The organism is Methanobacteriaceae archaeon, assembly GCA_013403005.1.
In the GTDB taxonomy this organism is placed as follows: domain Archaea; phylum Methanobacteriota; class Methanobacteria; order Methanobacteriales; family Methanobacteriaceae; genus Methanobacterium.
This window is the reverse complement of sequence record JACBOA010000007.1, coordinates 52,083-71,471: the sequence shown is the minus strand read 5'-3', so window position 1 is coordinate 71,471 and position 19,389 is coordinate 52,083. Positions and strand designations below refer to the sequence as shown.

The following is a 19,389-nucleotide window of genomic DNA, read 5'->3' as shown; positions in this document are numbered from 1 at the left end:
ATAAATCTTTTGATTTCAATTGATGATAAATTTAAAAAAAATGTAATTAATCCCCAAAAAAAGAAATGGGGGGGTGAAATTGCTTATTTTTTGATGAATCCCAATATACTGTTTCGGAAGTAACCGAAACCTACCAGACCCACGAGCATTAACACTCCAACCATTGCCACCAATGGCATGTTAGACTGTGGAGAAGAAGAAGACTTCTTCTCAGATACCTCGTAGGAACTGGAAGATCCATCACTACCTGCAGCTTCTGATCCGGATTCAGCTAGAGATGGACTCTGGTCTTGACTACTGGAAGCACTGGAAGGTTCATCCCCTGCAGTAGAAGATGACCCTACAGCAGATGATACAGAACCAGTGGGCTGAGATGGATTTCCTGTAGTACCCACAGTTACCGGTTCACCAGTAGCAGCCTGCATGATATCTGCGAACTGCTGCAGTTGTTCCACGCTTAAAGAAGAACCCATTACCACGTAGTTGGTGAAATCAATGTTTCCACAAGTGTGATGGCAGCAAGTTACACCATACTCTATATTTGCCTTGATATAAAGGTCTTTAAGCTGAGTTAAGGTTGCTGCATCTGGATTCCACATACCTCGGCGGGCAGCTTCTAAAGCCCATGCAGCCATTGATTTGAAAGCATGAGGATTAGCTGCAAGGAGTTTGTTCCTCATCTGTGAGTTGAAGATGTAGGTTTCCACCACTTCCTGCCACATCCAATCTTTGATTGAATCTGGTTGGATGGCGTCCCATCGGAACATGTTCTCCACATTATCGTTGATTTCATGAGCACCAGAAAAACCGTTTTTTAGCATTCCTTCAGCCCATTTAGGGTTTAAAAGGCGTGTTCTTATCTCATTATTCACAAATGAGGATAATGTTTCGATTTTTGGTGTGCTTCTGGTGTTTGCAATGTAAACATGCACATTACGGCCGGATAATGCTTTGGCAGCCATGGAAAGGCCCCCTAAATACTGGACAACATCATCATTGTCAAAAACACCATATAAACCATCTCTTATCTGCACTGTGGCTTCAATACGAGTTAATTGGTTTATAAATGCATTTAAACCACTTTGGGCATTGATGTTTCGTCCGTAGAAGTAGGAATTCCGTGCCAGGTAGGTGTCAACCAGGTCAGATTGATCATCCCAACCTGAGGTGGTGGTGGTTAACTCACTTAAACCAGTACCATACGCCTCTGCAGGAGGTCCGAAAATTCGGGCCATAGCATACATCTCTGCTTCTTCTGGACTCATTCCCTGATTTAGATATTTTTGAAGGTCTTCCAAGTAGTGCTTTCGGATGTAATTTTCTTTGTCAGTTTCATTGAGTTTGGAAACCATTCTAAATGCATCATCCAGAAGTTCCACTGTATAGGAGAAGGTGTCTCTGAAAAGACCACTCATAGAGATTACTACATCCACTCGTGGCCGTTTGAGTTCTGATAAAGATGTGACATTGACTCCATTGAAGTAACCCGAAGAGGCATAAGTTGGTTCAAGACCCATCAGCCGTAATATCATGGCTATGGTCTGTCCATTGGTTCTCATGGTCTCGATGGACCATAAAACCACCCCCACTGTTTCAGGGTAGTGCCCATTGGCCTGGTAGAAATCCTGCAGCAAATCATCTGCCAGCTTCTTTCCAACCTCCCACGAAGCCTTATCCGGTGCGTATCGGGGGTCAAAGGAATAGAAGTTCATGCCAGTTGGGATAACATCTGTTTTGCGTATGGGGCTTCCTGCCAGGGCTGCTGAGATGTATTCACCATTTAAAGCTCTTAATAGGTTTTCCATTTCATAGTTCTGGCTGAGTTTCTGACGTAGACTGTTTCTGAAGGCAGTATTATTCCGGTTGACCGGGTCAAAACTCACTATGGATTCAATCATCTGTTCCAGTAAATCCCCTTCCAGGGCCTTTCCAAATGTATGAAGACCATAAGGCATCATAGTCTTGGCCAGTTCTTCTAGATAGTGTTCTACCTTGTCCACTACTTCATAGAAGGGAGTTTTATCCATGTCCATGTTAAGGTCTTCATTCAGGTGCAGATCCTTAATCATGCCTACTATAATGGTTTGAAGCTCCAGTTTTCTCTGCTCGGTCGTTGCAACGTGATAGAATTTTATCTGATCACTGAGGCTTGAGAGATCTGGATAGAGTTCGGAAAGAACTATGGGTGGGATCATGTGGTCGATGATTACTGCGTAACTCCTTCTTTTAGCCTGGGTTCCTTCTCCCGGGTTTTCCACAATGTAAGGGTAGATGTGGGGCATGTTTCCCAGTAGAACATCTGGCCAGTCATCATCTCCCAGCCCCACACTTCTTCCTGGAAGCCATTCCAGGGTGCCGTGTGTTCCCAGGTGAATCACTGCATTGGCATCGAACTGGTTCTGCAGCCACATGTAGAATGCTATGTACTGGTGAGTTGGTGGTAAGCTTGGTGAGTGGGTGATTTTATCTGGATCTTCTCCCCAGCCACGCATGGGTTGCGCTCCTAAGAACAGGTTGCCCAGAATTATTCCAGGGATTACAATGGAATTATTGTATACCATTACATTTCCTGGTGCTGGTCCCCATTCGGCTATTACTTTGTTACGTAGAGTTTCAGGGAGGGTGTTAAACCAGGTTAGATATGTTTCTAAGGGTATGGTTATTGCACCAGATTTAACCACTTTTTCCAGTTCACCCGGAGCCCAGGAGCCTACATTGTTTCCAGTGCTTAACATCAAGTTGACGATGTCCTGGGAAGAAAAATTGGCTGGTACACTGTACCCTGCAGAGTTAAGGGATTTGATAATATTGTCTATACTGCTTACAACATCCAGGTAGGAAGCAGAAACTCCATCTTTACCTCCGCCGATATTGTAGTAAATCAGTGCAAGCTTTTTAGCTGAGTTTTCCAATTTTCTTAATTCTACCCAGTTCATTACTCGTTCAGTGACTCTTTCTATCCTGCTAGGTATGGCTGTGTAACGTTTGAGCACAATACCTGTCTCTTGATCTATTCCTACTGTTTCTATGCCTCCCATAAGGACTGGTTCAATTCTGCCTTCCAGTTCAGGTTGGGCGATCTGCCAGTACACTTCACTGGTAATACCTGTTGAACTGTCCTCCCATCCTTCAAGATTTGAGGTGTATGCAGGGGCAAATACAGGGACATTAAGATCTTGAAACAGCAATATGGACTTGCTTGAATTTCCAGAAACATAGGTGAACCCTAAACTGGCAATAAGTGCATCTATTCGGGTTTTGTTACTGGCATCTTTGAAGAACATAGTGGCTAGGTTTAATCTACCTGTAGTAGTAGCAAATATTAACATGACATTGGCTCCCTTGGCTTCCAGACTTTTCAAGAGTTCCACTTGCATTTCATAGTTTCCCCCTTTCAAACTGGAATCATATGCCACAATTGCCACCCATGGTGCATTCTCCTTGTAAAAGCCTTTATTCTTATACCAAGTAAAGTACTCATCCCATGTTTTAAACAGGGGTACTCCCCCAATTAAGGTTGCATCAGATGAAGTTGCGTTGGGATGGTATACCATCTGGTCTGGCCATTTTACAACCGCTACATTTTCACCGGTTTTTAATTTCATTCCCACTAATTGCAGGACGTATAACTGGAATCTGCGAACGTTTTCTTCACCACCCTGAGCCCAGTAATTTTTAGTTATCGAATCATCAGTGTCAATTCCAGGTATGTTCAGATTGGAACTGCGTATTCCCAATATTTTTTGAGCAGGCGATGCTGAAATGAGGTCTTTGATAATATCCACCTTCGAAGAGCTACTTATCATCTGTAGAGCTATTATATCTGCTTTATTAGCTGCAGCTCGGATTTTTTCCTGTTTAGCTGTGTCAGTTACTTCATCCAACCCAAAATAATACAGGTTAAAGTAGTAACCTTCGTTTTTGAGTTTTTTGTAGGAGTCCACAAAGTTCTGGACAAAAGTTTCTGAGCTACTGATAATCAGGAGATTGTAAGCCCTTAGATATAGAGTAGCATTACCATAGAGAACCGGATCGTTTAGGTTCTTCTGTGAAACTGGTACAGTTACTGTTTGATTAATGTGCCCCAGAGCACTAACATTCAGGTTGAAAATGGTTTTATCACTGATAAAAGTCACTTTGTACTGAGTGTCATTGTTTTTGGTTAAGGTTACTCCGTTTATAACATTCCCTTCGCTATCTTTAACTGTCACATCCGGTAATTTATCTCCTGAGAGAGCTTCCGGATGTTCTAAGTTGATAGTGAGGGTTATCTCCGGGTCAGTTAGTTCACTGCCATGATCAGTGCTTGCATTAATAAGATTATTCTCAACACCACCAGTTTCCTGTGAATCTTCTGCTGATACTGCTCCTGAGAGGAGCAATGCGAAAACAATTGTCGTTAATAGTAAAATCACTTGTTTTCTTATATTTTCACCTCCTTTTTATTAGTTCAGCATTCATTGATCTTTTTCAATAATGCTTGATTAATTTTAAAATTAACTTTAATATAAATATTTCTGATAATCAATGAATATGAGCATAAAATATTAAATAAAATGCATAAATAAGTTGAATAAAAAAAAAGATTGATAAATACCCAAAAAAAGAAATAGGGGAAAAATTGCTTATTTTTTGAAGAAAACGAAGATGTTGGTCTTGAAGTATCCTAAACCAACCAGCCCAACCAGGATCAGCACACCAACAATAGCCACAATAGGCATGTTGGACTGGCCTGAACCCTGTTGACTTGCTTTTGAAACTTCATATGCACTACCTTCACCAGTGGCTCCTGCTTGCTCTCCAGAAGTTGAGGTTTCCTGTGCAACACCAGCATCTCCAGAAGAAACTGTTCCCGAAGATGAGCCTACACTACTGGTTTGACCACTGCTACTGCTAGAGCTACTTTGACCAGTACTCTGACCTACCTGTCCTGTTTGTCCTGTAGTACCAACTGTAACCAATTCACCAGTTGCAGCTTGTAGAACACTTGCAAACTGCTGTAGTTGAGCTGTGCTCAGTGATGAACCCATAACCATATACTGGTTGAAGGCTAGGTTCCCACAGGTGTGGTGGCAGCATGAGACCCCGTACTCGTTAACAAGTTGCATGTACTTGTCTTTTAGAGCTGTTAAAAGCTGCGGATCAGCTTGCCACATACCTCTACGGGAAGCTTCAATGACCCATCCCAGCATACTTTGGGTTGCATAGGCCTGATAATTAGTGTTTCCAGTGAAACGGTTACTTAAGAGATTTTGAGCTGCTAGAGCCCACATCTGGTTGGAAACACATCCTGTGGTTGCATGCATTCCAAATAGGTTCTCGTATCTTGAGGCATATTCCATCCATCCACTGGGAGTTCCCAGCAGTGCATCCTGGTAGGCGGGGTTTAAGAGTTGAGATCGCATTTCCAGTTCAACCTCTTCCTGTGCAGTTCGGGTTACCACGTTGTTTTTGTTTCGGATATCGGCCAGTATGGCATCTGGACTACCGCCCAAACTACGTGATGCCAGTAACATTCCACCGAACCAGTCGTAGTAGTCATCGGTGTCCAGTAATCTCCAAGTGCTGTCAATGGTTTGAGTTACCATGTCCATGTTTCTCAAGAGATATTGGAAGGTGTTTCTGTTCTGCTGAATGCTGACCCCATTATTAGTGGTTCTCCAGGCATAGGAAACACGGGATAGATATACACTGGACAGTTCATCACTGGTATCCCATTTACTGGTGTTTGGCACCAGATCAGAAATTCCAGTTCCTTCTAAAACCAGTCCTCTAAGACCAAAAATACGGTCTAAAGAATCGTTTTCAGAGAGATGTTTTTTGACGTAATTCTGATTGGTGTTTTCTCCAAGTGCTTCTGCTGCCAGTTTCACGGCATTGTTCATGAGGTTGATCCATATCTCATTACCTGTGACTGCAGTGGTGAATACATCGATTCTGGGTCGTTGCATGGTGACACCATCAATAGTAATGGTCAAGTTTTCCAGTGCAATCAATTTAGGCATGGACTGCACATCCCCGTTATCATTCCAATCCGGTTGCACACCTAAAAGGTATAAGAACTCTGCAATTGCTATGGCATCGGTTCTAAGTAGTTCGGTTCCCCACATGATCATGCCTATGGTTTCCGGGAATCTGCCATGTTCCTTGTAGTAATCGGTTAAAAGTTTATCTACTACTTTTTTAGCGGTTTCCCATGCGGCTTTAGTGGGCATTTTCTTAGGATTAGCGCCGTAGAAGTTCATTCCTGTTGGTAAAACATCAGCGTAAGCCGGGTCTGCTCCTAAACCTGATCTAACAAACCCACCATTAAGTGCATTCAGAAGATTTTTCCATTCCTGATTTTCCCTTATTTTATTGATGGTTTGCTTACAGTAGTTAAGGTCTGCAAGTAGATCACTGCTGGTTACGCCTAAACTTGTTGGATCTTCACCATTCGCTATTCTTTCAATGTATTTTCGAATCTGGTTATCTATGGATTCAAGTTCGTCTTCGTACTGAGTATCTTTCTGCATATCATAGTAGTTCACGGTTATGGCTGGATAAAGAACATTTTTCACATGATTTGTTATTTGAGTCATGGATGAGGCTATGGTTAAAATTTCTTCTACCAATTCATCTCCATTTAAAATCTTACCTATACTGTGTAAACCAAGTGGTATGATATCGTTTTCAATTTCATGCAATTTTAGATGAATTCCTTCCAACCAATTACCGAAATTTTGACCGGCTTCCTGACTTTCAAGCCCCATTTCATTGGTTTTAGATGTTATCTGTGCTTCAATGGCAGGTAATATCTGGTAATTGCCCAGTTTCAATGCATTTTCGTACTGGTGTATTAATTCATGGATTACAGCCAGATCACCGTATAACTCAGATCGAACCATTGCTGGTGTCATGTGATCTATTATTAGTGCGCTGGCTCTGTCTTTTGCTACCAATCCCTCTCCAGGGTTGGATACTATGTAGGGGTTGATGTTGGGTATGTTTGAAAGTTGGAAAGGCCAGTCATCTTCCTGCAGACCCACATTTCTTCCTGGAAGGAATTCCAGCGTTCCGTGGGTTCCCATGTGTATCATGGCATTGGCACCGAATACTTCCTCCAGCCATTTGTAGAATGCTATGTACTGGTGGTGTGGTGGTAAGTATGCATCGTGGTAATTTTCTACTTCTTCCCATCCTCTGCTGGGCTGAACTGTGATGAACACGTTACCTAACATAATGCCAGGAATCACAATTGACCCGGAAGAGACCATGATATTACCCAGAGCAGCACCCCACTTTTCAATCACCTGTTGTTGCAATGCCACTGGTAACTGGTTGAACCAGGCCATGTAGGTGGTTGCATTGACCAGTTGTCCGTTGATTTGCAGTTTTTCCAGGTTGTTCTGAACGTACTGTTCTAGGAGTGGTTGTGCCCAGCTACCCTTGTTACCAAATTCAGCAGCCAGAGTGTAAAGTGCATCAGCCGTGGGTATTTCCTCTGTTCCAATGTTGTAACCTTCATCCTTTAACTTCGCCAGGAGATCACGGACACTCTGGAATACATCAAGGTATGATGCACCCATTTCTGCCTTTCCAGGAGGATAGTTGTAAAGAATTATGGCTATTTTCTTCTCTGCATTGGATAATTCTTTGAGTATAGCCCACTGGTTAGTTAAACTGGCTATTTTTTTTATTCCAGATTCAAGGGTATGTTCAATGTAGTTACTATCACTGTAGGATATTACTACTGGACTGAATACTCCTTCAAAGCTGGGATAAGTTACTGCGAAGGTCCATTCATACTGAGCTCCCAAAGGATTGGTTAAACTGTTCTCATCGAAGAGTTGAACTGCCTTGATGGCTTTGATGTTCATTCTTTCCAGTTCAGTTAAAGCCCCATCACCTCCAAAGAGGTTAGCGTAGTTCATTGACCAGCTGTATAATGATGTGACTGCTGATACTCCTCGTTTTAATGGTCCGTTACCATTTTTTCCCAGTACCAGTTCTTCTAACAGGCTGCTTATAGGTGGGTTGGTAGCTCCCTGGAACAGATTCACCACTGCCCTACCCTGACTTTGATATTCTGTTATCAGAGCATCTATGGCAGGTGCCCATGCTCCCCCTGGACTGTAACTGGTTATTACTATGAATGGTCCTGTTATTCCTGGTTTGTTAGTGTTGTACCAGTTTTCAAACTGTTTGTATAGATTATCACGGGCTGTTGAAGCCCATGTGCCGTAATCTTCGTCGATCCATTTAAGACTGTAATAGGGTGCTATGTATCCAGGGTTTCCTTCTATCCAGTTTTTGATCTGTATCTGGGTGGGAACAGCAGATAGGACTCCCATGTCTGGATGATACAAACCCCAGTCTGGGGTGGCCATTATGGGACTTTTACCATTCTGGGTGGGATTGAGTGTGGTTTCTCCTAGGAGGAAATAGATATATTCCACCATGTTCTGCAAGTTAGTCAGGAGTGCTGAACCAGTAGCCAGTGCATAGTATGAACCAACATAAGTGTTTTCCACTGTATCTGCAGTGTCACTGGTGTCGTGGCCACCTAAAAGGTGTAGACCATCTCCACCGTAGGGGTCTGTGTCCGGGTCACATGTAGGATAACCAAAACCATCTGAAATCATATAATTCTGATTGGCTGGGCTTTGGAGTAGTTCATCATACCATGAATCTCCCCATGTGGTTCCTGGCATGGCCATGTCCAAGTAGGCGAAGTTCACGTACTTCATGATCCAGTCGTTTGCAGGTGATGAGTTGGGATCCCACATGTCTAGATAAATAAGCCTGCGATTAGCCAGATCTTTTAGTCCCTGCCCTTTCTCTGGAACTGAACTAATAATTGCAATATCCGGCATGAATGTATGATTTAGCTCTGCTTCAGGTATAGGTGTGCCCGTTGGTGTGACGTTGAAAATGCGGGTTTTGTAGGTTGAGTAGGCTATTTCCACCTTGAACTCTGTCAGGGTGGATATGAAACTGAGGTCATATTGTCCTTTGGCATTGGTAGTTCCAGTGACAATTACTGAGTCATCAATGGGGTTTTTTATGGTGATGGTTGCACCGGTAACTGGAATTGCATTTTCAAGACTGGTATATTTTCCGGAACTTTCATTGTAGATCTCGGTTACAACCCCATAAAATCGTGGATCTAAAGCTTCTTGTTGACTATCGGTAGTTAAAGTGGAATTGTCATAGGAATCTGATGTCCAGCTGGATGAACTTGCATATTGAATAACATCGTCTTGGCTGAATATCTCACCTCCCTGTGAATCTTCTGCTGATACTCCTCCTGAGAGGAGCAATACGAAAACAATTGTCGTTACTAGTAAAATCGCTTGTTTTCTCATATTTTCACCTCCTTTTTGTTAGTTTAGCATTCATTGATCATTTTCAAGAATGCTTGAAAACTATTAAGTTAATGTTGTATATAATAGTATCCATAATACTTTAAAAAAATTAAAGTAAATTTTATATATTATGAAGTTAAAGGAATAGTTTGATCCATACACCTATAAAATTGACACCAATAGGGTCCATAAAAAACTCCTTGTTTTCCTAAAGGTGCCACAAATAAGGGACTTAGACCTCCTGGGTCCCTTTAATACTTTTTAAATAGTAAAATGAAATAAATAAATAAATAAATAAATTCTGCGATTAGATATAATAAAATTGTTATTGGCCCTTTTTGATATCCATGGTAAAAGTTTATTCATTTATATCCCATAAATTAAGAGAAAAATCAATAATACTGCTGAAAACAGTTTAAATGAAAAAGGAATTAGTATGGTGTAAAATTCAAATCAGTGCCTTTTATTTCCTGCAAAAAAAATAGCAGTCATTAAAACTTTAAAAACCTTTAAATGAGTTCTAGATAATCTAAAGTTGATTTGAACCTGAAAGCTTTTCTTAACTCTTCACTGTTATTTAAATCATTTACATACATATTCAATATCAATTCCATAAAAAAAATGGCAAATAATCCAATTTTTATAGTATCCAGTATCTTTTTAACTGTTTTAATAACCTTTTCCAATTAATTCCTGCTAGTTTTCTCTATAGCCTATATCTATATTATTAAGTCCAAAATTTTCATTTAGGATTTTTTTTATATCGTAAACCAATGGCATTTTCAATTTTATCACTAAAAAATAGTATTAAAGATCATTATTTAAGTTTTCAATATAAAGACCCTTTAAAATCAATATAATCAAATAAAAAAAAAATGAATTTTAAAAAAGAACTATAATAAACACAAAAATTAAAAAAATCCTTAAATTCCCCAATTTTCACATTAAATCTAACACCCTATTCAATCTAAACCCATCCAATCTATTGTCATGTATTTTTCTCAGTCAATAAATGGACCTTGTACTTTGAGTAGGTTAAAATTACCGGCTCTTCTATTAACCTTCCTTCATCTTCCGGATCTACTTCATCTTCTTCCATTTTTATAATCACGGCTTCCTCTTCTGCGGCCCCTGGATCTTTCTCGATGCACTCTTTGACTTTAGATTGGATGGCTGCAGCATCTTCTACATCAATCATGCTCACTATATCCATCTGTTTCTGGAAACGTTCAATAGCCTCATCAGGCATGTTTTCGATGAATGGTATGGCTCCTGTGGCCCCAATAATTTTCCTTTTTTCAGGATCAACTCCATTGGCATGTAAGGCTTCAATGCTCTGACCAGTGATGTGTCCCTGCACTTCAGATCCGCAGAGTATCAGGAAGCGGATGTTGGGATTGGAAATCAGGTTGGCTATCATCTTTTCAATTCCCAAATTTTCAGTCTTACAGGGCCCGGCAATGGCCGCACCTGCATCTACCAGAACTTCTTCAATGTGGGAAGCCAAGGTAGCGCCAGCCACACAACTTTTAGGGTCACCCACCACATAGTCCCCATTAATCACCGGCCATCCTTCTGCTGGTTCTTTCTTTTCCACCATCTAAAACACCTCCAGTTTGATCAAAAATATAATATTCCTAGAATGAAATTTCATTTATTTAATATGAATTAACTGAATATAAATATTTCCATTTTACTTTAATAATATTAAAGTATTTTTTAAAAATATTTGTGAATTGATTTAGGATAACTGTGAATGTTAATTCCAATAAACAAATAAGAAAAAGTTCTTAAAAAAAATAAGCAGTTAGGTATTTGATTTTAAAGCCAAATACCCTATAATCAACCAATTTAGAAATTGAATGTGTTTATTAATACATTGCATTTTGAATGGAATTCTCCTCCAATAGGCTGCCGATTCCTTTCCCTATGGAATAGCCTATTTTAGAGGATACGGTGCTTAAAAGGTCGTCAAATGACTGGGGAGAGGTCATAGTAACCACTTTATATGATCCATGGATTCCTCCCAGTTTTGCAGCAATATCCAGTGCCTTATCTTTTCCTCCGATTTCATCAATGAGTTTGAGATCTTTGGCCTGTTTTCCAGTGTATATCCTGCCTTCTGCAATGCTTGACACATAGTCTTTGCTTAAGTTTCTGTTTTCTGCTACTATGGTCATGAAATTATCATAGTTTTCATTCACCATACTCTGGAGTATGCTCTGCTCCTCAGGAGTTAGATTCTTGTAGTCAGCCCCCATATCCTTGTATTTACCTGCTGTAATGGAAGATCGGTTTACTCCCAGTTTTTCGTAAAGTTCTGATAGATTGGTTAAATCCATTATCACCCCTATACTTCCCACCATGGAGGAGTTACTTGCCACAATTTTATCGGATCCTGTTGCTGCTAGATAGGCTCCTGATGCTCCCGAGTCGCTTATCCATGAAACAACGGGTTTTTTAGAGTTTTTAACGGCATTCATGATTTCTTCACTGGCAACTGGTGTTCCACCGGGGCTGTTGATATCCAGTAGAATTGCACGAACTGAACTGTCCTCTTCAGCATTGCGAATTTGTGTTTTGATTTTTTCAGGGTTTACAACACTTCCACCCAGTACATTGGCTGAACCATATCCAATTTGACCTTGAATAGGTACTACGGCCACCGTCCCTCCGAAAGAAGATGATATTATGGCCAGCATGGCCACGGCAAATACAGCCATAACTGAAAGACCACCCAATCCTAATATCAGTAATTTAGTATTTTTATTTATATAAACCACCTCGATTTATTTTGTTTTAAATACTCAGTGAATGAAATAGGTTTTAGTTATGATATGAACTCAATGAAAAATCCCAATGGCTAATTAAGTTATAATTTTCCATTTTAGTGCAATTAAATCCATTATATCCTATAATTTTAACCCAACATATAATACTTTCGGTTTATATTATATTATTACATTTATAGTGATGAATCAGTTATTTGTAATAATGATTGAATTTTAAAAAACATGATTTAATTAGAGCTGATGAAGTGAATAAAACACTCGATTCTATTTTTTTAAAAAAAAAGAAAAAAATGGGGAAATGGATTGATTTTTTTTATCCGAAGAGACTTCCCTTAAAGAAGAATCCAATTCCAGCTAAAGCCAGAACAGATAAGATTCCCACCACAGCATAAGTACCCCATGGGGTGTCATCTGATCCCTGTTTTCCGGCTTGGGTTACCTCATAGGATTTTCCAGCATCACCTGCAGGCTGAGCACCAGCCTCAGTAATGGTGGTCTGGGTTGCAGCATTCACTGCAGCACCAGTAGTGCCCACAGAGCCTCTGAAGAACCCACCAGTACCAGATCCGGTTGAAGTTATGAGTCCTGATCCGGTTGAAGTTCCCTGAGAAGTTGAACCATCAGATTGTGAACCTCCCTGAACAGGTATTAAATCAGAAAGACTACGCACCGGCAATCCAATAACGTAACTCAACGAATTAACCGACCCAGATCCTCCAGATACAATAAAAGCCAGATCTTCTTGGGTTATAAGACGTTCAGCCTCTACACTAATTTTGTGTAAAGAAAGCAAGTTAGCTGAAGAAGTGTCACCCTTATACAACTTAATGTACTCCTCATAAGAGTTTGAACCCCTAGCAAAATCTGGACTCTGCCAATTAATGATGGCTGCAGTACCTATCTTCAACTTTTCATTCCATTTTATTATAATACCCACCATACCATTCATACCTCCACCACCATTACTTCCAGCTGAGGTGTCTGTGGTAGTGAGTCTTATGTTGTAGTAGGTTCCGGATCCTGCGGACACTCCCAGAAGATATGAAATGATATCATCTTTACAGTTGTCCAGAGTGGTTACGTAGATATATTTCTCATCTTCTCCCACAGGGTAGTTATCCAGTATGTAGTCAGTGAGCAAGTATCCTGGTGAACTACCTCCACAAATGTGGTTGTGGAATAACCATGCCATCAATGCATCATAAGGTGGATCATATAACAAGACACCCTCAATACTGTAACTGGCCTTTGAATCCACCACTAACTTCTGAGTGGCAATATCATAGTGCATAGTTTTGGTTAGTACTTTGGTGCCGTTTTCATAAGCAAATTCGAATATGAGTGATTTCCATAGTGCGCTGTGGACTGGTAGTAGAGTTGCTCTTGAAAGTCTTGTTCCGAGAATGTCAAATAGACCGTCCCAAGTCATATCAGTAGGTTGGCCATTTAAACGTACATAACCTGCGGAAGTTAAGACAGTTAAACGGGAATCGTCTTTCTCTATAGTTATTCCCATTGCCTTGAAGAGTTCTATGGCTTTTTTGGCAGCGTCAATTCCAATTTGTTTAATCTGTTCTGGGGTCAAATTACCAACTGTGTACTGCATATTTTGTCTGGTTGCTTTAGGTAGATTTAGGGTGTTAATGTAATCCATGTCCAATCCATGACCCTCTACTGTGGTGTTTCCTTTTTCAGGTTCGTATCCTGCCAAGTAGTGGTATTGTTCCTCAGTGAGTCCATCCAACTCTTTAACAATAGTTACTAGTGACACAGGATCATTTTGCAATTTCCCTACTAGCCATTTGTTGAATTTCAATTCAGAAGATATACCCCCATATGCAGTAAGACCTGTTTCTCGTTTAAACATATTGACAATGACATCTTCGTCGAATTTCATTACCACTAATGTTCCATTGTTTGTTTGACTGTTCCATCGGATGAATCCTACCATGTTTGTGCCTGCCATTGTTGCAACTCCAATGTAGGCGCGTTTACCAGGTGTATCATCCATGGCGTACACAAAGGCATCATCATCTGAGTTTCCGGGTACACCTAAAACTAGGTAACTAACTCCCTCCAGTGGTAACCCAGTGTCAGTGGTGGGAGGATAATATTTCAGTAGAGTTTGTATCATGGCCTGTCCACTGATAGTTCCCAGACAAACATGACCATGGAAAGCAGCCTGTCTCAAAACATCAGTTGAAAGTCCAATTGCCCATGCATTTGCCAGACTGACATAACCAAAAGCATCATCCCCTATCGCAGGAACTATAATGTTGGTCCAGTGATCCTGACTCATGTTTTCAGAGAAAGTACCCTGATAAGACGGCGTTAGTCCACCATTCTTAAAGAAAACTGCCGTTAAATCTGTTCCTCTTCTGGTTATGAAGGCAAAATCCACAGGATCCGCCCGATTTTTTCTGAGCGTTAAGAGGTTACCTTGACCGTAGCTAATTTTTCCATTTGAACCGTTTAAAATACCTTCTAAACAGTCTTCAGTAGTAGTGCCATTACGGTATGTTAATCCTGCGGTGGTTATGCATAGCACTTCATCTGCAGTTGCAAAGTTTAATGCCTGGTCTGCTTTGGCTGTAACTTCACGACCTAGTTTGTAGTTTTCTGTGGCTTGCATGTTGAAGTTTGCACTTCCAATGAACTCGGGGTCAGATCCTGCCTGGTTAACTGCTATCTGCTTTGTCTGACTTTTGTAGCCTGGAGCGCTTACCATCACATTGAACAGGGTTTCGTTGGCTACACCAGCATAGGTGAAGTTCAACTTGTACAGGGTGTCTGTGTATTTGGTCTTTTCAAATGCCACACTTTTGTTGGCAGAATCAGTTACTGTGATTTCTGGGTTAATCTTATCATCTGCATACTCGTAACCTACATTCAACCATAAAATGGGGTCAACAGGTTCCGAAGCATTAACATCAAGATTACCTTCACCCCCAGTTGTAGATGAATCCGTAGCAGAAACTGCTCCACAAAGAATCAGCGCCAATAAAGCAGCTATTACCAATATTACTCCTTGTTTTTTCATCCTTTTCACCTCCTTTTATAATTTATCTTGACAAATTATATGTCAAAAGACAGTTGTAGTAATATATTATATAATATTTATGTTATTACCATAAGGTGAATTTCCCTTTGAAACGTAATAAATAGTATATAGTTAATACAAAAATTAAGATTTTAAGATAGTTTTTATTACTTATTATTGGGAAACAGCTTCGTTAAAAAAGGTAACTAGTCATGTTTTTTGTAGTTAAAAGAGATAAAATTCCAGTAAATCTCACTTTTGATAATAATCATAAAAAAAGAGAATAAAAAACGATAAGTATTGATTATGGCCCAAAAAAAGAAAAAATGGGGGAAAAGGATTGATTTTTTTTATCCGAAGAGACTTCCCTTAAAGAAGAATCCAATTCCAGCTAAAGCCAGTACAGACACAATTCCCACCACAGCGTAGGTACCCCATGGAGTGTCATCAGCAGCTTCTGCTGAGGGTGTTGAAACTTCATAGGATTTACCAATATCACCTGCTGTTTGAGCTCCTGATGTTTCAGGAGAACTAGCTGATTGCTGGCCAGTTTCACCCACAGAACTAGATTGGTAACCTCGGGAGGCACCATAACTTCTCTGAACATTGCCAGTAGAAGTGGTTGTGGTGCTGGGCTGGTCCGGGTTGCTGCTTTCCACATGAATACCCAGTGCCTGGGCCAGCTGGGCAGCCTGGGCTGATGACAGTTGTATCATACCACGCTGATGAGCCTGGTAAATAAATTTGGTCATTATTTTAGCTGCCGAAGGATCCAGCTTACTGTACATGTTCTGGTCAAACAGGTAAGTGTTTGCAATCTGCTGCCAGGTCCTGCTGTCTGTAAGATCAACCAGGGCATTGGATGTGAACAAATCCCTTATCTGGAAGGAAATGGATGCATGTCCGGATGGCCCTTCCCTGAGTTTTCCTTCAATCCATTTAGGGTTCAGCAGTGTGACTTTAACATCGTCGTAGTATGATTCCTCCATGGTTTTCACCAGGGGAGTTTCATAGCATGTTTTAACGATGTAACTGTCGATTTTGCTGTTGGTAAGATATCCCACCATGAAGTTCAGGGTTGCTGACACCCGGTATAGACAGGTTCCCTCACCAGGAGTTTGATAGGGCATTATAACCATGGTGGTGTCCACAGTTCTAAGTAATGCCTCCATGGTGCTCTTGGCTGGTACCCCTGACATTCCCCGGCCATAAGCGTAGGAATAGTAGCTGAGATAGGTTTCTGCCAGTTGCTGTTCTGTCCAGTTATCCTGGGACCAGAGTATTCTGTCTACTCCTACTCCATGTGGATCCGCACCCGAGGGGAGACCGAATATCCTACTACGGGCGAATCTTTCTGCCTGTTCTTCAGCTTCCGCGGTGCTCATTCCACTGGATAGGAATTCATTGTAAAGCTGTGTTTTCAGTGCCAGGTAATGTTTACGCACATAGTTGTTTTGGGCTGATTCATTGGCAGTGGCCACTTGTCTTATGGCGTAGTCGATTACATCCATTAGAGCCGGGCACGCGCTTCGGAAATTATGGAAGTCACTGATTAACACGTCGATTCTGGGCCTTCCCAGGGTTTCCAGGGGAATTAGTTCAGTTCCTATTACCAGACCATTTTCAGTGATGGGCTTTACACCCAGCATGTAAAATATGGATGCAATACTCTGCCCATTGGTGGTGATGATATCTCCAATATCTATGGCCACGGTTTCAGGATAGTTATTGTTGTTGGATTGCCTGTATCGTTTTAGCATCTCTTCAGCAGCCTTACCTCCCATGATCATAGCTGCCGAGTCTGGTATGGCTGAAGGGTCAAAGGAGTACATGTTACGACCAGTAGGAAGTGTGTCCAGTAGTCTTATGGGATCTTTGGCACTTACCGGCTGGATGAACTCTCCACGCAGTGCGCTTAACAGGGAATTCATTTCATTGGCTGCACTCTGGATAAGGAGATTCCTGATCTGGTCTCGCAGGGCAGTTCGATTAACCGGATCAAAGGCAATGATGGCATCAATGAATTTTTCCAGTGTTTCATTGTCTGGTAACTCTCCAAAGGTATGCAAGCCATAGGGAGTCAGGATTAACTGCAGATCATGTAAATAGTTGTGCAGTTTATTGTAGGCCACCAAGAAACTGGTGTTGGATGTTATGCCCAGACGTTCCTTTAAACCAGGTTCATTGTTGATCTTTTCCCATATCAGATTTTTTATGATTTCCTGACGTTCTGTGTTATTTTTAGCCACTGCGTCATCGTATTGGCCGATAAGATCGTGCATTTCCTGTAAGTTCCCGTAGAGTGCTGTTTCTGTCACTGGGGGGATCAGGTAGGATATGGTGACTGCGTAGCTTCTCCTTTTTACCGGGTTGATCACTGCTTCCAAGGGGTCCGACATCTTGAGCAGGTGGATGTTAGGCAGATACCCTATAAGGGTATTGGGCCAGTCATCCTCAGTTAGGGCGTTGGTGTGTCCGGGTAATAGTTCCAGTGTTCCGTGCTGTCCAATGTGCACCAGGGCATCGGCATGTAACTTGTTTTGCAGGTAGAGGTAGAAGGCAATGTACTGGTGTGTGGGTGGTAGTGTGTTGTTATTGAGGCTGGTGAGGGTTCCATTCCATTTCCAGACTGGTTGGGGTGCCAGGAATATGTTTCCAAGCATAAAACCTGGGATAACGATTTTATCCTGGTAAACCATGACATTACCCGGTGCTGGTCCCCATACATCCTCCACTTGTTGGCGGAGAGATGCGGGTAGGGCTGAATACCATTGTAGATATTCTTCCTTAGTTACCAGAACTGCACCGTTTTGGATCAGGGTAATAACATCCGCTGGAGCGTATATAGATGGATTTCTACCTTTGCTGTTAATCAGAGCAGTTAAGTCACTGGCTGTTAGGTTGGCTGTCCCTGTGTTGTAACCGTTGGCTTGAAGAGCTCCTATTATGTTACTTAAACTTTCATAAAGGTTCAGCCCATTGGTTACTGGGATTCCCTCATCGTGTGTGCTGTCAAAGTAGACTATTGCCACTGTTTTATTGTTGTTATCCTTGTTTCTGAGCTGTGACCAGGCCAGGGTGCGGTTGATAAGCTGATCAATTCCTGGCTGGTAGGGTACGTATTCTTTAAGGTTGTAACCTGTTTCCGGGTCAGTTCCGACATAATTGTCCCCTCCGATGAGGATGGGTTCGATTCGTCCCTGCATTTCAAACATGGCAAGCCAGAAGTATTCCAGACCCTTTAGATTGTTGTTGCTCTTTTTTTGCACGTAATCATCCAGGGTGGTCTGCAGGAAAATTGGAACTGGGCTGGGTACAGCTACATCAAGATCTGTAAAGAACTGTACTGTCTGATTGTCCGGCCAGTAACCGAACTGTACACAGGCTATAAGTGCATCAATTGCAGTGGTTCCATTTTCCATGAAGAATTTTCGGGAAGGGTTAATGGGGTCTGTGCAGTAGAAGTAGGGTATGATATTGACCCCCTTGCTCTCCAGATTATAAATCAAGGTTAGGTAGGTAGCCATATTCCCTGAAATATAGTACCTGTTGAGCATGGTGATACCAATCCAGGGTGCGCCTTCCTTGTAATGACCACTGCTTTTATACCAGTCTATGTAATTCTGACGATCAGTGAAAGTGTTAGGTGCATCTGGGTGGTAAATGAAATCCTGGATTCCAGGTACGAGTTTGGTGTCATTGGGAGATATGTTGATGGCATTGCTCTGTCTTAAAATCTCCAGAAGTACTCTTTTCACATTTTCCTTGCTCAGGGCTGGTGCTGCCACTGCAGAATAGGCAGGTAGCGTGGTGATGTTGACTGTGGTAATGTTAGCTGGTTTGGTAGGTCCCAGGATGAAAACCCTCGCATCCAGGGGCATCTGACTCACCATAGCTTTGAAGTCGGCTGGTGCATCAAAATCTGTGCCGTAGGTCATTCCAGTCAACGGATAATTGGGTCTGGTGAATAGGAAGAATATATCAGTGGTTTTCAGTTCTTCTCTGAATTCAGTGGCTTTGGAATTGAAGGTATTGATATCATCCATGGTGTATATTTTCAGCTGGAAATCGTAGCCCTGTGGTACTAACATGTTTTTGTAGACATCATTGACCATGGGGTCCACTGTTCCCACCACACAGCCCGTCAACAGCACCACCATTTTAACTGGTTTCAGCATCTGAGATGGCATGAAAGTGTGGTTCAGGTTGG

Annotated in this window: 5 protein-coding genes and 1 pseudogene; all 6 read right to left on the bottom strand. The window is 41.5% G+C overall.

What is annotated here, in order from left to right:
- Positions 1-83: 83 nt before the first annotated feature.
- The 6 genes and pseudogenes from HVN35_06260 to HVN35_06235 all read right to left on the bottom strand — a co-directional run bounded on the left by HVN35_06260 (position 84) and on the right by HVN35_06235 (position 19,369).
- A complete protein-coding gene (locus HVN35_06260; protein ID NYB52141.1) occupies positions 84-4,427 on the bottom strand; it encodes a cobaltochelatase subunit CobN in 4,344 nt (1,447 codons plus the stop codon).
- Positions 4,428-4,625: 198 nt separating this feature from the next.
- On the bottom strand, positions 4,626-9,347 hold the full coding sequence (locus HVN35_06255) for a cobaltochelatase subunit CobN (GenBank protein ID NYB52140.1): 4,722 nt from the start codon (positions 9,345-9,347) through the stop codon (positions 4,626-4,628).
- A gap of 1,090 nt (positions 9,348-10,437) precedes the next feature.
- Positions 10,438-10,947, bottom strand: a pseudogene (gene mtrA, locus HVN35_06250) (tetrahydromethanopterin S-methyltransferase subunit A).
- Between the two features lie 271 nt (positions 10,948-11,218).
- On the bottom strand, positions 11,219-12,121 hold the full coding sequence (sppA, locus tag HVN35_06245; protein NYB52139.1) for a signal peptide peptidase SppA: 903 nt from the start codon (positions 12,119-12,121) through the stop codon (positions 11,219-11,221).
- Positions 12,122-12,452: 331 nt separating this feature from the next.
- Positions 12,453-15,179 (bottom strand): metal-binding protein, encoded by a 2,727-nt coding sequence (locus HVN35_06240; GenBank protein NYB52138.1) that lies wholly within the window; start codon positions 15,177-15,179, stop codon positions 12,453-12,455.
- Between the two features lie 350 nt (positions 15,180-15,529).
- Complete coding sequence (locus HVN35_06235; protein NYB52137.1) at positions 15,530-19,369, bottom strand: cobaltochelatase subunit CobN; 3,840 nt, start codon at positions 19,367-19,369, stop codon at positions 15,530-15,532.
- Positions 19,370-19,389 lie beyond the last annotated feature (20 nt).